General features: G+C 62.5%; 15 protein-coding genes and 1 tRNA gene. 12 read left to right on the plus strand and 4 right to left on the minus strand.

Annotated features, from left to right (window positions below; all coding sequences use genetic code 11):
- Positions 1–18: 18 nt before the first annotated feature.
- From ACT53N_RS05510 to ACT53N_RS05565, 12 genes are all read left to right on the plus strand, one after another.
- Positions 19–94 (plus strand) — tRNA-Thr (locus tag ACT53N_RS05510).
- 165 nt (positions 95–259) lie between these two features.
- The gene (locus ACT53N_RS05515; protein ID WP_476062952.1) at positions 260–1,513 is read left to right on the plus strand and encodes a tyrosine-type recombinase/integrase; all 1,254 of its coding nucleotides are present in this window, start codon (positions 260–262) and stop codon (positions 1,511–1,513) included.
- Between the two features lie 202 nt (positions 1,514–1,715).
- The gene (locus ACT53N_RS05520) at positions 1,716–2,180 is read left to right on the plus strand and encodes a hypothetical protein (protein WP_476062953.1); all 465 of its coding nucleotides are present in this window, start codon (positions 1,716–1,718) and stop codon (positions 2,178–2,180) included.
- A 114-nt stretch (positions 2,181–2,294) separates the two neighbouring features.
- Positions 2,295–2,483, plus strand: a complete 189-nt coding sequence (locus tag ACT53N_RS05525; RefSeq protein ID WP_476062954.1) for a helix-turn-helix domain-containing protein — start codon at positions 2,295–2,297, stop codon at positions 2,481–2,483.
- A complete protein-coding gene (locus ACT53N_RS05530) occupies positions 2,470–2,928 on the plus strand; it encodes a helix-turn-helix domain-containing protein (protein WP_476062955.1) in 459 nt (152 codons plus the stop codon). Before ACT53N_RS05525 ends, ACT53N_RS05530 begins: the two co-directional genes overlap by 14 nt.
- Before the next feature lie 17 nt (positions 2,929–2,945).
- Complete coding sequence (locus ACT53N_RS05535) at positions 2,946–4,058, plus strand: tyrosine-type recombinase/integrase (RefSeq protein WP_476062956.1); 1,113 nt, start codon at positions 2,946–2,948, stop codon at positions 4,056–4,058.
- A 215-nt stretch (positions 4,059–4,273) separates the two neighbouring features.
- Entirely contained in the window at positions 4,274–4,831 is a 558-nt protein-coding gene (locus ACT53N_RS05540; RefSeq protein WP_476062957.1) for a hypothetical protein, read from the plus strand.
- A gap of 95 nt (positions 4,832–4,926) precedes the next feature.
- The gene (locus ACT53N_RS05545; RefSeq protein ID WP_476062958.1) at positions 4,927–7,683 is read left to right on the plus strand and encodes a class I SAM-dependent DNA methyltransferase; all 2,757 of its coding nucleotides are present in this window, start codon (positions 4,927–4,929) and stop codon (positions 7,681–7,683) included.
- On the plus strand, positions 7,680–8,870 hold the full coding sequence (locus ACT53N_RS05550) for a hypothetical protein (protein WP_476062959.1): 1,191 nt from the start codon (positions 7,680–7,682) through the stop codon (positions 8,868–8,870). The genes ACT53N_RS05545 and ACT53N_RS05550 overlap by 4 nt, the downstream gene beginning before the upstream one ends.
- A gap of 38 nt (positions 8,871–8,908) precedes the next feature.
- Positions 8,909–10,972 (plus strand): DEAD/DEAH box helicase, encoded by a 2,064-nt coding sequence (locus ACT53N_RS05555; protein ID WP_476062960.1) that lies wholly within the window; start codon positions 8,909–8,911, stop codon positions 10,970–10,972.
- Positions 10,965–12,167, plus strand: coding sequence for a GIY-YIG nuclease family protein (locus ACT53N_RS05560; RefSeq protein WP_476062961.1), 1,203 nt, complete (start codon positions 10,965–10,967; stop codon positions 12,165–12,167). The genes ACT53N_RS05555 and ACT53N_RS05560 overlap by 8 nt, the downstream gene beginning before the upstream one ends.
- A 262-nt stretch (positions 12,168–12,429) precedes the next feature.
- On the plus strand, positions 12,430–12,726 hold the full coding sequence (locus ACT53N_RS05565; protein ID WP_476062962.1) for a hypothetical protein: 297 nt from the start codon (positions 12,430–12,432) through the stop codon (positions 12,724–12,726).
- Positions 12,727–12,786: 60 nt separating this feature from the next.
- Here ACT53N_RS05565 and ACT53N_RS05570 read toward each other — a convergent pair whose 3' ends face one another.
- The 4 genes from ACT53N_RS05570 to ACT53N_RS05585 all read right to left on the minus strand — a co-directional run bounded on the left by ACT53N_RS05570 (position 12,787) and on the right by ACT53N_RS05585 (position 17,825).
- Entirely contained in the window at positions 12,787–14,985 is a 2,199-nt protein-coding gene (locus ACT53N_RS05570) for a 3-hydroxyacyl-CoA dehydrogenase NAD-binding domain-containing protein (protein ID WP_476062963.1), read from the minus strand.
- Positions 14,986–15,009: 24 nt separating this feature from the next.
- Positions 15,010–16,215 carry an acetyl-CoA C-acetyltransferase gene (locus ACT53N_RS05575; protein WP_310214191.1) on the minus strand — a complete coding sequence of 402 codons (1,206 nt, stop codon included), beginning with the start codon at positions 16,213–16,215 and terminating at the stop codon, positions 15,010–15,012.
- Between the two features lie 63 nt (positions 16,216–16,278).
- Complete coding sequence (locus ACT53N_RS05580; RefSeq protein ID WP_476062964.1) at positions 16,279–16,665, minus strand: hypothetical protein; 387 nt, start codon at positions 16,663–16,665, stop codon at positions 16,279–16,281.
- On the minus strand, positions 16,662–17,825 hold the full coding sequence (locus tag ACT53N_RS05585) for an acyl-CoA dehydrogenase family protein (RefSeq protein WP_062099432.1): 1,164 nt from the start codon (positions 17,823–17,825) through the stop codon (positions 16,662–16,664). The genes ACT53N_RS05580 and ACT53N_RS05585 overlap by 4 nt, the downstream gene beginning before the upstream one ends.

The raw sequence follows: 17,825 nt of genomic DNA on the forward strand, positions 1-17,825 counted from the left end.
CCGCTTCGGAGCCCGTGGGCCGCCTTAGCTCAGCCGGTAGAGCGGCGCATTCGTAATGCGTAGGTCAGGTGTTCGAGTCACCTAGGCGGCACCACCACCCTGTTCGTCACACGTCGCCAGTGTGTGGACAAATCAAGCAAAAACAAAGATATTTCCTCTCCAGCGACCGCTGTTGATCGCTGGCGTTCGCCCGCAGGCACCCCATTCTGGGGGTTTTTCTGGGGGTATTCCCAAGGCGCTAAGGCGAGATACCCCCAAAATGGCCCTGACCGATGCGGCGATCCGGGCGGCAAAGCCCCGGGCCAAGGCTTACAAGCTGTCGGACGAGAAAGGGCTGTATCTGCTCGTTTCGCCATCCGGCGGCTTGCTTTGGCGCATGAAGATCCGAGTCAATGGGGTTGATGAAAGTGGCCTACCAAAGCGCGTTGAGAAGCTTCTTTCGTTCGGCGCTTATCCGGCGGTGAGCCTGAAAGCGGCTCGCGAGCGCCGCGATGAGGCAAGGGAGCGCCAAGCCCAGGGCATCGACCCCGCGCTTCGAAAGCAGCAAGATAAACGAGCGGCCAAAGCCGCCGCCGTTCAGACCTTCGCAGTGGTTGCGCGCGCTTGCATCGAGAAAAATCGCCGCGAGGGCCTTGCTGAGGCGACCTTGGCAAAGCGCGTTTGGTTCTTGAAGCTTGTCAGCTCGACCTTGGGCAACCGCCCAATCTCGGAAATCCAGCCCTACGACGTCCTACAGGCCGTCAAACCAATTGAGGCTAAGGGCAAGCTTGAAAGTGCTCGCCGTACTCTGGAGTTCATCGGCCAAGTCTTTCGCTTTGCGGTGGCCAATCAGCTTGTCACCGCCGATCCGACCCGTGATCTGCGCGGCGCACTGACCGCGCCGAAGCCGAAACATCTCGCTGCAATCCTAGACCCGAAGCAGGTGGGTGAACTTCTCCGGGCCATCGACGGCTATCGGGGAGGCATGGTCACTCAGATCGCTCTTGCCCTATCGCCGCACGTCTTCGTCAGGCCTGGAGAATTGCGAAAGGCTGAGTGGAACGAAATTGATCTCGATGGCGCGGTTTGGCGCATTGCCGCCCACAAGATGAAGGCGCGGCAAGAGCATGCTGTCCCCCTTTCCCGGCAGGTGGTCGCCCTATTCCGCGCGGCGCATGAGCTTACCGGGAATGGCCGCTACGTGTTCCCATCCATACGAACACCGGCTGACCACATGTCGGAAAACACCGTCAATGCCGCGTTGCGGCGTTTGGGCTTTTCTGGCGATGAGATGACGGCCCATGGGTTCCGGGCCATGGCGTCGACCCTGCTAAATGAATCCGGCAAGTGGCAACCGGACGCAATAGAGAGGGCGCTCGCCCATAAAGACCGCGATCCGATCCGCGCCGCCTATCACCGTGGCGCGCACTGGGCAGAACGCGTCCAGATGGCTCAATGGTGGAGCGACTATCTGGACCAGCTTAAAATCGGCGGCACGGTTGTTTTTCTGACGCGAGGCACGAGCGCGACTTGAACCTGTGCGATTCGCATGAATTGCTCAACGTGTGAGAGAAACAGATCAGCAGTGCGAACCCTCGTCAGTCTATCGGGACGACGATTGGGTGTATTCTTCCGCAGCCATAGCGCTGGTCCGCGCTGCAACCCTGTCCCCGACAGCCCACGTATCGATGGCCAAACGCGCTCATGCGGGGCTTTTGAGGGCGCGGGCGCGGCTTATGGTCGTCAACAACACTCAGCGGCACATGGACTGTGATGTTCCGGCCGGATTTTGGTGGGCGGACGGCCATGATGCACTGAAGCAAGATTGGGATCTTGGTGACTTTGAGACGTGGATCGATCGCCGTGTCCGATATCAAGTTTTCGGCGTGAAGTTTCATCGCGACGATGTTGACGAGATCGTCCGGACCGCCTCTGCCAGACAATCCCCTCGCGAAACTCAGCCGACGAAAGAGACCAGCGGTCGGCCAATGTCGGATCGGTGGCCTGAATGGGTCGCCGAGCTAGTGGCCTACGTCCATTTTGATGGCGTACCCTCTGGCGCCGGCGCCGCCGGTCTGGATGCGATCATTGCAACGATTGAAGAGCGGCTTTCTGAGAGGGGGCTGACCGCACCCAGCAGGACGACCGTTCAGGCGACAGCGCGCGCCGTTCTCGTGCGGTTGCGCAACGCCGGAAACTAGCCCTGCGCCCGTTTCCGGCGCTTTCCGGCCCATTCCGGCTGCCCCGAATCCGGTCGGCGGACAACGATCCTTCCTGTGCACGCTGGTGCTCGTCAGCAAACAGGAGGCCCCGCCGTGGAGCCCATCGCCCTATCCATCAATGAGACCGCCAAGACCCTCAGCCTGGGGCGGACCTCGATCTACATGCTGATCCGCGAGGGACGGCTGGACACCATCAAGCTGGGCCGCCGCACGCTGATCAAGACCGCGTCGGTTCGCCGCCTCATGGAGCTTGAGCAGGGCGTCGCCCATGACGCGGCCTAATCCCAACCGGGCCAAGGTGAACCGATCCTACACGGTGGAGGAGGTCGCCCGCCTCTACCGGGTTCACCGCAACACCGTCCGAAACTGGTGCGACAGGGGCTTGCCCGTCCTGGACGGAGGCCGGCCGGTGCTGATTCAGGGGCGGGCCCTGCGCGCGTTCCTGCAAACCCGCCGCGCTCAGGCCAAGCGGCCCTGTCCGCCGGGAACCATCTATTGCTTCCGGTGCAAAGAGCCTCGCGCCCCAGCGGATGGTCGGGCGGTCTTCGAGGTGGGGAAAGCCCGAGCCGGGACGCTGAAGGCGATCTGCGGAACTTGCGGCGCCCGCATGTTCCGCCGTGCGGCGCGGGCTAGCCTGCCCGCCATTCTGCCCGGCGTGGCCGTCCAGATCGTGGAGGCGGAGCGACACATAGATGAGCGCCCGCAGCCCTTCATGATTTGTGACTAGCGAAAGGATAGCCTGACATGGCCAAGCACAACCCCGCCAACGAGCGCATCAAGCGCGCCTATTTCATCTATCTGCGCGAAGCCCGTCGTCGGAACGATGCGTCGATTGATGCGGTCGCCAAGGCTCTGGCGCGGTTCGAGGACGCCACCGCATATCGCGACTTCGCACGGTTCCATCGCGAGCAAGCCGTCGCCTTCAAGCGCAAACTGGACGAAATGATCGCCGCGCGCAGCGGCGAGCGCCTTAGCCGAGCAACGGTCCACTCCACCCTGTCGGCCCTCAAGAGCTTTTTCATCTGGCTAGCCGATCAGCCCGGCTACAAGCGCAAGATCAGCTATTCGGACGCCGACTATTTCAACCTCGCGGAAAAGGACGTTCGGATCGCCCGCGCCGTCCGCGAAAAGCCATTCCCGACCCTGGCCCAGGTCAACCACGTCCTGACCACCGCCCCTGCCGAGACCGATATCGAACTGCGCGACCGGGCGCTGATCGCCCTAATCCTCCTGACCGGCGCGCGGGACGGAGCGGTCGCGTCGCTGCGCCTGAAGCATCTCAACATCGCTGAGGGGCGGCTGGATCAGGATGCGCGCGAGGTCCGGACCAAGTTCTCCAAGACCTTTTCGACCTGGTTCTTCCCCGTCGAGGGCCCGGCGCGGGACATCCTGGTCGACTGGGTTGACCATATGCGCGGCGCACTTCTATGGGGCGACAGCGATCCCCTGTTCCCGGCGACTCGGATGGAGGTCGGCCCCGAGGGCGGTTTCGTCGCCGCCGGCCTGAAGCGCGAGGCCTGGACCACCGCCGAGCCGATCCGGCGCATCTTCCGCCAAGCCTTCGAGCGCGCCGGTCTGCCTTATTTCAAGCCCCACGCTCTGCGCGACACCCTGGTCCAGCTTGGCGAGCAGACCTGCCGGTCGCCCGAGGAGTTCAAGGCCTGGTCGCAGAACCTGGGCCATGAGAAGGTTATGACCACCTTTTCCAGCTACGGCTCGGTGGCCTCGCACCGGCAGGCTGCGTTAATCCGGGGGCTGGGGCAGAAAAATTCTGGCCATGCCCCTCCGATCAATCCGAAGCTGAAGAACTTGCTGGCGGAGATGGCCCGAGAGCTGTCCGTCGAATCTGTCTTGTGAGTTCGCGAGGCGTCCGAGACTGTACGGCTGAGGGCCTCAGAGGCGAGACTCATCAAATGCGAAAGAGGCAGGTTCCGCCAAAGACGTTGAAAGTGAACGTCATAAACATCCCAGAAGATGTCCCCCGTGAGCCGCCCAAGCCTCCGAAAGCAAAGCGCCTAAACCCGAAACCTATAAAAGTAAGTGCCCCTCGAACAATCAAAAAGTTGGTTCGGATGCCCCTCCCCGAAACCATCCAAACTTGGCATAACGCTCTGATTTTGTTAGAAAATCAAAATCGACGACGCTTTTGGGATGACGCGCGCGCGGTTATCACGGCTGTAGAAGCCGAATGGCAGCGCCGGAGAGTAAGGAATGCTGCCCAGGAGGGTTGGTTCAAATGGCCGGACACAGTGGCAAGGCCGGGTGATGGCTCGCTCGCTGGTGACTGGTGGGACGAAGGAGTTTTGGCGTACCTGGGCTATCACGTAGGCAAGGGTGCCGATCTATCATCACCCCTACGCCGCGCGATCCTCACCAGGGCTTTTTTGGGCGAACTACCGCCCGCGTTTCCAACTCGGCAATTGGAAGAATGGGGTTCGCCGGCAACCCCGCACCGCCTGAGAAAGATGGCAAACACCTTGGCGGCTCTCGCGCGCAACGCAAAGCGCCGGGGTGATGAGCGTTTTGAGATCGCAATCTCGGATTGGGAGGCCGACCTCGAATTCCTTCATAGTGAATACTATGTCGGACGCTTTCACTTTGGCTGGCCGACAACCCGGCTGGATCTATAGCGCCAAGTCCCCCTCGCCCCTGCAACTGGGCCTTTAGATCGTGGCGGCGACTCCGCTAGAGTGGCTGTCTCCGTGTCAGCCGCTTTAAGGGCCCCATGAACGCCGTCGAGATCGAGGAAGCCGTATCGGAGCTTGCCGCCGCGCCGTTTGATCGCGCCGAGTTCGCTTTTGACTTCCTTTTGGCCTTCGGCAACAAGCCGGTCACGATCCAGCGCCTTCGGGCGGGGTCGGGCAATGCGTCGGACATCCCCGGCGGGGTCTTGCAACGCAGCAACATCCATATCGCGGTCTGTGAGCCCGGCGCGGTGGTCGACACCCTGAACGCCCTGCGCGCCAGCCCGAAGACGGCGGCGAACAAGGCCAAGTTCATCCTGGCGACCGACGGGGTGACGCTGGAGGCCGAAGACCTGATCGGCGGCGAGGCGCTGGCGTGCAAGTTCCCCGACTTCGCCAACCACTTCGCGTTCTTCCTGCCCCTGGCCGGTATCTCGACGGTCAAGCAGATCAAGGACAACCCTGTCGACATCAAGGCGACCGGGCGGCTGAACAAGCTTTATGTCGAGCTGCTCAAGGACAATCCTGATTGGGCTAAGGCCGAGCGTCGGCACGACCTCAATCAGTTCATGGCCCGGCTGATCTTCAGCCTGTTCGCAGAAGACACCGGCATCTTCCTGGGCGAGCGGCCTTTCTCGGGCGCCATCGAGCGGATGAGTGATCCGCAGTCGACGAACACCCACGAGGTGATTTCCGAGCTGTTCCGGGCGATGAACACCAAGGGCGCCGACCGGACGGCGGCTAAGCTACGCCCCTGGGCTGACGCCCTGCCTTACGTGAACGGCGGCCTATTCTCGGGAACCACCGACTGCCCACGTTTCAGCAAGATCGCCCGGTCATACCTGCTGCGGGCGGCGGCGCTGGACTGGACGAAGATCAATCCTGACATCTTCGGATCAATGATCCAGGCCGTCGCCGACGACGAAGAGCGCGGCGCTCTGGGCATGCACTACACGTCGGTGCCCAATATCCTGAAGGTGCTGAACCCGCTGTTCCTCGACGACCTGCGGGCTCAATTGGATGCGGCCGGCGACAATCCCCGCGCCCTTCTGAACCTGCGCAAGCGGATGGCGCGCATCCGGGTGTTCGACCCGGCATGCGGCTCGGGAAACTTCCTGGTCATTGCCTACAAGGAGATGCGGGCGATTGAGGCGGAGGTAAATCGCCGCCGACAGGAGCCGGAACTCCGCAGCGAAATCCCGCTTACAAATTTCCGAGGCATCGAGCTACGCGACTTTCCGGCGGAGATCGCGCGTCTGTCGCTGATCATCGCGGAGTATCAGTGCGACGTGCTCTATCGAGGTCAGAAGGAAGCGCTGGCGACTTTCCTGCCGCTGGACACCAGGAATTGGATCACATGCGACAACGCTCTGAAGATTGATTGGCTGAGCGTTTGCCGTCCCACGGGGACGACAGTGAAGTACCGAGGTGACGACCTTCTCCACACGCCGATGGAGCAGACGGAGATCGACTTTGAAAATGAGGGCGGGGAGACGTTCATTTGCGGCAATCCGCCTTATCTGGGCAACACCTATCAGACTCAGGAGCAGAAAGCCGAAATTAGAGATGTCGTGAAGGGCCGTAGCGCCTCTCCTGGCTTCTTGGACTATGTTGCGGGATGGTTTGTGAAAGCTGCAGATTATATCCGCATTGCCGGGGGAGTAGCTGCGTTTGTCAGTACAAACTCTATTTGCCAGGGGCAATCCGTTCCAATACTTTGGCCTATGGTTTATGACACTGGATGTGACATCGTATTTGCCTATACGTCATTTAGGTGGGCTAATCTCGCTAGCAATAATGCGGGCGTGACTGTTGCGGTAGTTGGCATCGGTGTTCCTAATGGTGCTCCGCGTCGCCTATATGCACACCAGGAGAGCGGTGAGGTTGTTCTGCGTGAGGGTGAATCCATATCGCCTTATCTTACTATCGGACCAAGAATTATTGTAAGCAAGAAGAGCGACCCTCTTTCTGGTCGCGGAGTTATGGAGTTTGGAAATAAGCCGAGTGATGGGGGCTATCTGCTTCTTAATCATGATGAGATGATCTCGCTCGGATTGTCTCCATCTCAAAAGAAGCGTTTTGTTCGTCGCATCTATGGCGCGCACGATTTGATTAATGATACAGTGCGATTTTGTATCTGGATTGAAGATAGGTATCTTAACGAGGCCCTGAGTATCCCCGTGCTCAAGGAGCGCATTGATGCCGTGCGCGAACTCAGGCTAGCTAGTCCCGATAAAGGCGCGCGAACAATCCTCGCCAAGCGTCCGCACCAAATGAAGTTGATGAGAATTGGGAGTTTGCAAACAATTATTGTTCCAATTCACTCGTCTGAGAGTCGTCCTTATTTGCCAGTAGGACTAACTGACAATGGTAGCACGCTTACTAATGCTACATATGGTCTTTACGACGCTGATCTATACAATCTTGCTGTTATTTCCAGTCGCCTTCATCTAATTTGGATTGCTACTGTCTGCGGAAAACTTGAGACGCGGTATCGCTACTCAAACACTATGGGCTGGAACACCTTCCCGATCCCGACGTTGACGGGAAAAAACAAGGCAGACCTAACGCGCTGTGCGGAGGACATCCTACTGGCGCGCGAGGCCCATTGGCCCGCCACCATCGCCGACCTCTATGATCCCGACGCCATGCCCGACGACCTGCGCGCCGCGCATGACCGGAACGACGAGACGCTGGAGCGCATCTACATCGGTCGACGCTTCCGCAACGACACCGAACGACTGGAGACGCTGTTCGACCTCTACACCAAGATGACCGGTAGAAAGGCCGTTGCATGAGCGCTGAACGCCGCGCTCCGGGTTGGGACGCCCAGGCGATCGCCGCCATCGCCAAGCGCTACTATGGCGGCATGGCCGCGCTGTTCGAGGCGCACGGCTGGCCTGAACGGGGCGGAGACATGATGCCCGCCCAGGGCAGGCGCATTGTAGAGACCTACGGAAGCACGGAGGCCTTTGCAAAGGCTCACGCCGAGGGGCGCGATCTCAACCCTATGCTAGACCCCCAGGCGGCCTTCCGTTCGGACCCGCCGCAAGTTTTCCTAAAAAGCCTCTACGGTTTTGACCCCGAAACTTGGGGTTTCCTAGGTTTTACGCAGCAAAAGGGCCGCGATCGCTTCCTTCGAGAAAGCAAGCCTGGCGCTTTGGTGGTCATCTGTGGCACCGCCTCAGCAGCAGAACCTGCCGAAAGATTGCGCGTGCTTGGCGTACAGCAGCAGTCTCATATCCCGGTGTCCAAGTGGCGGTATCTGTCGCCTGAACTTCACGAGCATGAGCGCGCTGATCCCGAACGCGCTCGACGCTGGGGGTTCGCCCTAAAGGCCCTTCGCGCTTGGCGCGTTCCGCCTGAGGAACGCCCCCTAGTTCGTGACATCTTTCCGTGGACCCACAAGGGGGGCGACAATGGCACAGCCATTGGAGCCTATGGTCTTCAGCTGCGATCTCTCGAGGCTCAAGCGTTCCTCAAGCTAAATCTCTTTGAGGTGCCCGTTTTCGGCGGGCCTACCGTCAACGCGTTTGTTCCAGAGCCTGCGAAGGAGATTTTTGCGCCCAGCCGAGCCGGCCCCATTTCCCAGTCAGCGTACACCGTACGAGAAGCGGAGGGGCCAAAGCATCTCTACATTCTCAGAATGGAGGGCGATGAGAAGGGCCTCCTTGGCTATGATCCGGGAGGTCGATGGGTAGTGAAAATAGGTCTTTCGTCAGCGCCGTCGGTCAGATGCTACGCGCACAACAAGGCGCTGCCGGCATGCGCCTATAGGTGGGCGGTCCTGAAATCGACCCACGATGAACGCGGCGCGCCTTTTCCTTCCTCCGGTCACGCTCTCGCTGGCGAGCAGGCTATGAAGGATGCGCTGGCTAAAAGGGGGAAGTCGCTCGGCGGCGAGTTTTTCCTAGCTGACGAAGCGGCGCTGATCCACGCATGGCGCGAAGGAAATCGCGCCGCCGAAGCGTTTCAAGGACCATAGGCCGAAATGATTGAGTTATCGGGGCAAGGCCGTATCCAATGAGTAGCGTGAAAGCCATTCCGGCCGTTTCTATCGCCACCGCCCGCACTGGCGCCTCGAACCGCCCCAACGAACTGGGCATGCGCGCCATGCAAGAGCGCGCCTATGAGCGCCGGGGCGAGCAGTATCTGCTGATCAAGTCCCCGCCGGCCTCGGGCAAGTCGCGGGCGTTGATGTTCATCGCCCTGGACAAGCTACACCGGCAGGGGGTGCGCAAGGCGATCATCGTCGTGCCCGAACGGTCGATCGGCGGTAGCTTCGCCGACGAGCCGTTATCGAAGTTCGGGTTCTGGGCCGACTGGACGGTCAAGCCGCAATGGAACCTGTGCAATCTGCCGGGCATCGATCAGCCCAAGGTGGCCCAGTCCAAGGTCAAGGCCGTGGGCGAGTTCCTGGCCAGCGCCGATCAGGTATTGGTCTGCACCCACGCGACCTTCCGGTTCGCAGTCGATGAGTTGGGAATCGAGGCGTTCGACGATTGCCTGATCGCGGTCGACGAATTCCACCATGTCAGCGCCAATCCCGACAACCGCCTGGGCGCGCAACTGACCCAGTTCATCGCCCGCGACAAGGCGCACATCGTGGCGATGACGGGGTCCTACTTCCGGGGCGACGCCGAGGCCGTCTTGAGTCCTGGTGACGAGGCGCGGTTCGTGACCGTGACCTACACCTACCATGAGCAGCTAAACGGCTATGACCATCTGAAGACGTTGGACATCGGCTATTTCTTCTACTCGGGGTCCTATCTCGACAGCATCATGAAGGTGCTCGACCCTGACCTGAAGACCATCATCCACATTCCCAACGTCAACGCCCGCGAGAGCACCTCCGACAAGGTGCGCGAGGCGAACGAGATCATGAGCGCTCTTGGTGACTGGGAAGGGGAGGACCCGGCGACCGGCTTCCACCTGATCCGCCGCCCTGACGGCCGGCTGCTGAAGGTCGCCGATCTGGTCGAGGATGACGCCGCCCGGCGCGACAAGGTGATCACGGCGCTGAAGGACCCCAAGCATCGGGGCGACCGCGACCATGTGGACATCATCATCGCGCTTGGCATGGCCAAGGAAGGGTTTGACTGGATTTGGTGCGAGCACGCCCTGACCGTCGGCTACCGGTCCAGCCTGACCGAAATCATCCAGATCATCGGCCGGGCCACGCGCGACGCTCCCGGCAAGGAGAGGGCGCGTTTCACCAATCTGATCGCCGAGCCTGACGCCAGTCAGGAAGCGGTGGTCGACGCGTTGAACGACACGCTCAAGGCTATCGCCGCCAGCTTGCTCATGGAGCAGGTCCTGGCGCCGCGCTTTGACTTTACGCCGAAGGACCTGGGACCGAAGCCCGGCTTTGACTACGGCCCGAGCGGCTATCAGGAGGGGGCGGCCAATGTCGGCTTCAGTGAGGCGACGGGTCAGTTTCACATGGAGATCAAGGGCCTGGTTACCCCCAAGAGCCCTGAGGCACAGCGTATCTGCAAGGAAGACCTGAACGAGATCATCACCGCCTTCGTACAGGATAAGAGCGCTCTGCAACGTGGCCTGTTCGACAGTGAGACCGCGCCCCAGGAACTGACCCAGCTTCGCATGGGCAAGATCGTTCAGGAGCGCTTCCCCGACCTGACTCAGGAAGATCAGGAAGCCGTCCGGCAGCACGCGGTCGCGGCCATGACCCTGACCCAGAAGGCCCGCGAGGTGGCCGCCACGGCATCCGATGATGAGGCCGGCAAGGGTAGCACCGCCTTCGTCGACGGCGTCCGCAAGTTCGCCCTCAGCGTCCGTGAGCTGGACGTTGACCTGATCGACAGCATCAACCCGTTCGAGACCGCCTATTCGGTGCTGTCCAAGGCGATGAACGAGCAGATGCTCAAACAGGTCGAGGCTGCCATCGCCGGCAAACGGGCCGCGATCTCGCTTGACGAGGCCCGCGAGCTTGCGCAACGAGCCCGCAAGTTCAAGGCGGAGCGAGGCCGGTTGCCCGACATCAAGTCACAGGACGCCTGGGAGCGGCGGATGGCCGAGGGCGTGGAAGTGTTGCGCCGTCACGTGGCGCAGAACGGCAATGGCTGATTTCGACGACCGCGAACTTCTCGCCGAGCTTGGCGTAGAGGTTGAAACCAAGAAGGCCGCCAGCCGCTCGCCTCGCGAGGAGCGCATCATTGCGGGCTTCGAGGACATCCTGCGCTTCGTTGACCAGCACGGCCGGGCGCCGCGTCATGGCGAGGATCGCGACATCTTCGAACGGCTCTACGCAGTACGCCTAGACCGCATCCGCGCCCAGGCCGACTGCCGCGAGCTTGTCGCGCCGCTGGACAAACACGGGTTGCTGGGCGCTGCCGATGGGGTCGCCGACGACGGGGAGGCCTTCGAAAACGACGCCGATCTTCTCGCGGACCTGGGCGTGGCGCCGGGCGGTGCGGACGACATCGCGGTGCTGAAGCACGTGCGATCGCGCGAAGAGGTCCGCGCGGCGGAAGATGTGGCGAACAAGACCGCCTGTAAGGACTTCGAGGCCTTCAAGCCGCTGTTTGAGGCGGCCAAGCGCGATCTGAAGATCGGAGCCCGTGACGCGCTTCGCTTCGGCGAGAACGCTGCGATCACAACCGGCGACATGTTCATTCTGGGCGGCGTGTTCGTCTATGTCGCCGACATGTCGAAGGAGTTCATCACCGACTATGGCCGGCCCGATAGCCGTCTGCGGGTGATCTATGACAACGGCTCTGAAAGCGACCTGCTGCTGCGCTCGCTCCAACGTGCGCTCTACAAGGACGAGACCGGCCGGCGCGTCGTGAAAATGAGCGCCGGACCTCTGTTTGGCGACCTCAGCCAAGACGATGATATCGACAGCGGCACGATCTATGTCCTGCGCAGCTATTCGGATGACCCCCGCGTCGCCGCCCACCGCGACCTGATCCACAAGATCGGCGTAACGGGCGGTTCAGTCGAAACCCGCATCGCCCAGGCCGCGACCGATGCGACCTATCTTCTGGCCGAGGTCGAGATCGTGGCGACCTACAAGCTGTTCAACATCAACCGGACCAAGCTGGAGGCGCTGATCCATCGGTTCTTCGCCCCGGCGCGGCTGGATCTGACCATTCCCGACCGGTTCGGCAATCCCGTGCAGCCGCGCGAGTGGTACCTGGTTCCGCTTAACGTCATCGCCGAGGTTGTTGAGAAGGTAAGAGATGGTTCGATCCAGCGCTTCCGCTACGACCCATCAAGCGCATCGCTCGTTGCGTTTTCGGATTCTGATCCGGCGGTGTAAGCATCACCCTGTTCTGGCTTCAGGGCGTATGACGCGCCTCCGAAACGAAAACGCTGCGAGGTGCCTGTCCCCAAAACCGGGGGTAGGGTGGCAAGCGCGGGGGTAGTTTTGGGGGTATCCTTAAATGCCGTGCGACTAAATATGTTCTAGAACAAATAATTAACAAGACCTTGTGGGTCACCTAGGCGCACCACTTTTCCCCCTTTTTGGAAATCGGAACCGCAGTTCGTGGCGAATCGTTCGGATCTCGAAGGAGATTCGTATGGCAGACCGCGTCGATGACGAAGCCGCCCTCGAGGAGGTGATGGCGTTTCTCGAGACTCCGCCTGAGCCAGGCGGCGCTGATGATACGCGGTTTGGCGAGCGGCTGCGGCAGGTGATCGCCGCGTCGATCCCCGTGGCGGAGGGCGATGATCCGGAAGACGCGCCGGTCCTTGCGCTGGAAGACGCCTTTCGCGCGCGGCTGGAGAGCGCGCTCCGCGAGCGCAGCAAGAATTACTTCGGCGATCATCCAGAGGGCATCGGGCCGACCCTGGGGATGGACGTCGGCAAGGCGTGACCGACGAAAAAGGCCCGGCGTTTCCGCCGGGCCCTTCGTCATCGACCTTAGCGAGGCGCTTTACGCCGCGGCCTTGGCCTTGGCGCCGAAGCGGCCGTAGAAGGTCTCGCCCTTTTCGGCCATCTCACGCAGGAGCGCGGGCGGCGCAAAGCGCTTGCCGTACTTCTGAGCGAGGCCGTCGCAGGTCTCGACAAAGGCCTTGGCGCCGACGCTGTCGATCAGGCTGATCGGACCGCCGGTCCAGGGCGCGAAGCCCCAGCCGAGGATCGCGCCGACATCGGCTTCGCGCGGATCGGTGATCACGCCTTCCTCGAAGCAGCGCGCCGCTTCGACGGCCTGACGGTACAGCAGGCGGGTGCGGATCTCCTGGATCAGCGCCTGATCGGCTTCGGCGATCTTGACCGGCATCAGCTCCGACAGGCCCTTCCACAGGGTCTTGGGGGCGTTTTCCGGATAGTCGTAGAAGCCCTTGCCGTTCTTGCGGCCAAAGCGCTGCAGCTCGACGACCATCTTCTCGATCACTGGGGCGAACGGGCGGTCCTCGAACTTGTCGCCGAGGTCCTTCTTGGTCTGCTGGGTGACCTTGTAGCCAAGGTCCAGCGCGACGTCGTCGTTCATTTCCAGCGGACCGCGCGGCATGCCGGTGGCGCGGCCGACATTGTCGATGATGGCCGGGGCGATGCCGTCGGCCAGCATTTCCAGGCCTTCCTGGACGAAGGTGCCGAAGCAGCGCGAGGTGTAGAACCCGCGGCTGTCGTTGACGACGATCGGGGTCTTCTTGATCTTCAGGACGTAGTCGATCGACTTGGCCAGGGCCTCGTCGGACGTTTCCTCGCCCATGATGATCTCGACCAGGCCCATCTTGTCGACCGGCGAGAAGAAGTGGATGCCGATGAAGTTCTTCGGACGCACGCTAGCTTTGGCCAGGCCGGTGATCGGCAGGGTCGAGGTGTTGGAGCCGAAGATGGCGGTCTCGGCCAGCTGGGCCTCGGCCTTCTGGGTCACGTCGGCCTTGATTTCGCGGCTCTCGAACACCGCCTCGATCACCAGGTCGCTGCCCTTGACGTGGGCGTAGTCGGTGGTCGGGGTGATCAGGGCGAGGACCTTGTCGGCCTTTTCCTGAGTCATCTTGCCGCGCGAGACCGCCTTCTTGAGCAGGTTCTCGGCGTAGCCTTTGCCCTTCTCGGCGGCTTCCTGGCTCTGGTCGATCAGGACGGTCTCGATGCCGGCCATGGCTTGGACATAGGCGATGCCCGCGCCCATCATGCCTGCGCCTAGCACGGCCACCTTCTTGGCTTCCGACGGCGGCACATTGGCCGGACGGCCCGAACCCTTGCCCAGCTCCTGCAGCGACAGGAACAGGGTGCGGATCATGCCCTTGGCCTGCGGCGACATCATCGTTTTCAAGAAGTAGCGGGTCTCGATGCGGATGGCCGCGTCGAACGGCACCTGCATGCCTTCATAGACCGCCTTCAGGATGTTCAGCTGGGCGGGATAGTTGCCATAGGTCTGCTTGCGCAGCATGGCGTTGCCCATGATGAACACCTGGCCGCCGGTCGGGGTGTAGGGACCGCCGCCGGGCAGCTTGAAGTCCTTCTTATCCCACGGCGCGACGGGGTCACCCTTGGTCTTCACCCAGGTCTTGGCGGCCTCGACGACCTGCTCGACCGGAACGACCTCGTGCACGACCTTGTTGGCGAGAGCCTCGGCCGGCTTCATCGACTTGCCTTCCAGCAGGTACGGCGCAGCGGCCATCACGCCCATCAAGCGCGGCAGGCGCTGGGTGCCGCCGGCGCCCGGCAGCAGGCCCACCTTGGCTTCCGGCAAGGCCAGCTGGATCTTCGGATTGTCGGCGACCACGCGATAGTGGCAGGCGAGCGCGATCTCGAGACCGCCGCCCATGGCCAGGCCGTTGATCGCCGCAGCGACCGGCTTGCCGCAGGTTTCCAGGGCGCGGAAGGCCTTGTTCAGCGCGAAGCCGGCGTCGTAGGCGGCCTTCAGGCCGGCCTCACCGCCAGCGCCGCCGCCCAGACCGCCGTTGCCGCCCAGTTCGCCCAGATCGGCGCCGGCGCAGAAGCCCGTCGCCTTGCCCGAGGTGATGACGACGCCCTTGATCTCGGCGTCGGACTTGATGCGCTCGACGATCTCGCCGATTTCGCGGATGACCGAAGCGGTCAGGGTGTTCATCGAACGGCCGGGCACGTCGAAGGTGACGAGGGCCACGCCGTCGGAATCGACCTCGATCTTGAAGTTTTCCATGTGACTAGTTCCTGATCGAGAAGGTTAGACGCGTTCGATGACCGTGGCGGTGCCCATGCCGGCGCCGACGCACAGGGTGATCAGGGCGGTTTCCTTGTCCGAGCGCTCCAGCTCGTCGAGGACGGTGCCCAGGATCATTGCGCCGGTGGCGCCTAGCGGGTGGCCCATGGCGATGGCGCCGCCGTTCACGTTCATCTTGTCGTGCGGGATATCCAGCGCCTGCATCATGCGCAGCACGACCGAGGCGAAGGCTTCGTTCAGTTCGTAGAGGTCGATGTCCTTGACCTCCATGCCTAGCTTCTTGAGCAGCTTTTCGCTGACCAGGGCCGGGCCGGTGAGCATGATCGAGGGTTCCGAGCCGATCGAGGCCGCGCCCTTGATCTTGGCGCGGGCCTTCAGGCCGAGGGCTTCGCCCATTTCCTTGGTGCCGATCAGCACGCCAGCGGCGCCGTCGACGATGCCCGAGCTGTTGCCGGCGTGGTGCACGTGGTTGACGCGCTCGACCTGCGGATAGCGCTGGGTGACGACGGCGTCGAAGGCCATCTCGCCCATGCCGGTGAACGAGGGGTTCAGCGAGGCCAGGGTCTGCATGGTGGTGGAGCCGCGCACGGTCTCGTCGTGGTCCAGCAGGGTCAGGCCCAGCTGGTCCTTCACCGGGATCACCGACTTCTTGAAGCGACCGTCGGCCCAGGCGGCCGCCGCGCGCTTCTGGCTTTCGACGGCATAGGCGTCGACGTCGTCACGGCTGAAGCCGTAGAGGGTGGCGATCAAGTCGGCCGACACGCCCTGCGGGGCGAAATAGGTCTTGAAGGCCGAGGACGGATCGGTCGGCCAGGCGCCGCCGTCGCTACCCATCGGCACGCGGCTCATGCTCTCGACGCCGCCGCCGATGGCGAGGCCGGCCTCGCCCGAGGCGACCTTGGCGGCGGCCATGTTCACGGCTTCCAGGCCCGAGGCGCAGAAGCGGTTGATCTGCACGCCGGCGACGCTCTCGGCGTAGTCGGCGGTCAGGACGGCGGTGCGGGCGATGTCGCTGCCTTGCTCGCCGACCGGCGAGACGCAGCCCAGGACGACGTCGTCGACCTTGCTGGTGTCCAGGCCGTTGCGGTCGCGCAGGGCTTCCAGCACCTGGGTGGCCAGCGACAGGGCGGTGGTCTCGTGCAGCGAGCCGTCCTTCTTGCCCTTGCCGCGCGGCGTGCGCACGGCGTCGAAGATGTAAGCGTCAGCCATGGAATGGCTCCTTCCTGCGAAGTGGTGTTCGTGTCGTTTTCAGGCGGCTCGGTGCCCGAGCGCCTAAGGTTTCCAGTTGCCGATCGGGTACTTGCCGATCGGCTCGCACTTCAGGCCGCTGGCCGAGGCCTTGGCCCGGTAATAGAGGCGCGATCCGAATTCGGGCGGCGGCAGCGTGCAGGGCGTGAAGCCCGACGTGGTCACCTCCAGCTTCCACTCGGCGACCTTGGAGCGGAGCAGGACGTTGCAGACATCCTTGCCGGCCGGCTGCAGCGGTAGCTTGAACGCGCCGGGCTGGGGGCGCTTGCCGACCAGTTCGCCGGCGAAGGTCAGCGGGCGGGGACCTTGCACGGCGCGCACGCAGACGACGGCCGAACGGGCGTCGTTGGCGGCTGGTGGCTCGGCCGCCGCGGCGCCGGCCAGCAGGCCGGCCAGCAGCGATACGATCATAGCGTCCTCGCGATCAGGAGTTTCATGATCTCGTTGGTGCCGCCGTAGATGCGCTGGATGCGGCTGTCCTTGTACATGCGCGCGATCGGATACTCGTTCATGAAGCCGTAACCGCCGAACAGCTGCAAGCAGCGATCGACGATCTTGTTCTCCAGATCGCTGACCCAGTACTTGGCCATCGAGGCCGTGGCCGCGTCCAGCTTGCCCTCAAGATGTTGGCCGATGCAGTGGTTGACGAAGACCTTGGCGACGGTCGCCTCGGTCTTGCACTCGGCCAGGACGAACTGGGTGTTCTGGAAGTCGATGATCGCCTTGCCGAAGGCCTTGCGGTCCTTGACGTAGGCGATGGTCAGCTCCAGCGCCCGCTCGATGGTCGCCATGCCCTGAACGGCGATGTTCAGGCGCTCCTGCGGCAGCTGGCTCATCAGCTGGAAGAAGCCCTGGCCCTCGTCGGTCCCCAGCAGGTTCTCGGTCGGAACCTTCACCTCGTTGAAGAAGAGCTCCGAGGTGTCCTGAGCCTCCTGGCCCAGCTTGTCGAGGTTGCGGCCGCGCTCGAAACCTTCAGCGCCGTCAGTCTCGACGAAGATCAAGGACGTGCCGCGGGCGCCGCCGGCCGGATCAGTCTTGGCGACCACGCAGATCAGGTTGGCGGTCTGGCCGTTGGTGATGAAGGTCTTGGAGCCGTTGATGACGTACTGGTTGCCGACCTTCTTGGCGGTGGTCTTGATGCCTTGCAGGTCGGAGCCCGCGCCCGGCTCGGTCATGGCGATGGCCGAGACGAGTTCGCCGGTGGCCATGCGCGGGAGCCAGCGCTGCTTCTGCTCCTCGGTGCCGTAGTGGAAGATGTACGGCATGACGATGGCGTTGTGCAGGCTGGCGCCGAAGCCGTCGACGCCCTTCTTGCCCAGCTGCTCCATCAGCACGACTTCGTGCCGGTAGTCGCCGCCGGCGCCGCCGTACTGCTCGGGCGTGGAGAGGCCGAGTAGGCCCGCCTCTCCCGCCTTGGTCCACATGTCGCGGTCGACGCAATGGTTCTTGCGCCACTTGGCGACGGTCTCTTCAGGCGCGTGCTCGTCGAAGAACTTGCCGACCGCGTCCTCAAAGATCGCGATATCTTCCTCGGCCATGAAGGCCGGCTTTTCAACGTTGAGCACGCTCAT

The sequence above is a fragment of the Caulobacter sp. DMC95 genome (genome assembly GCF_056313785.1).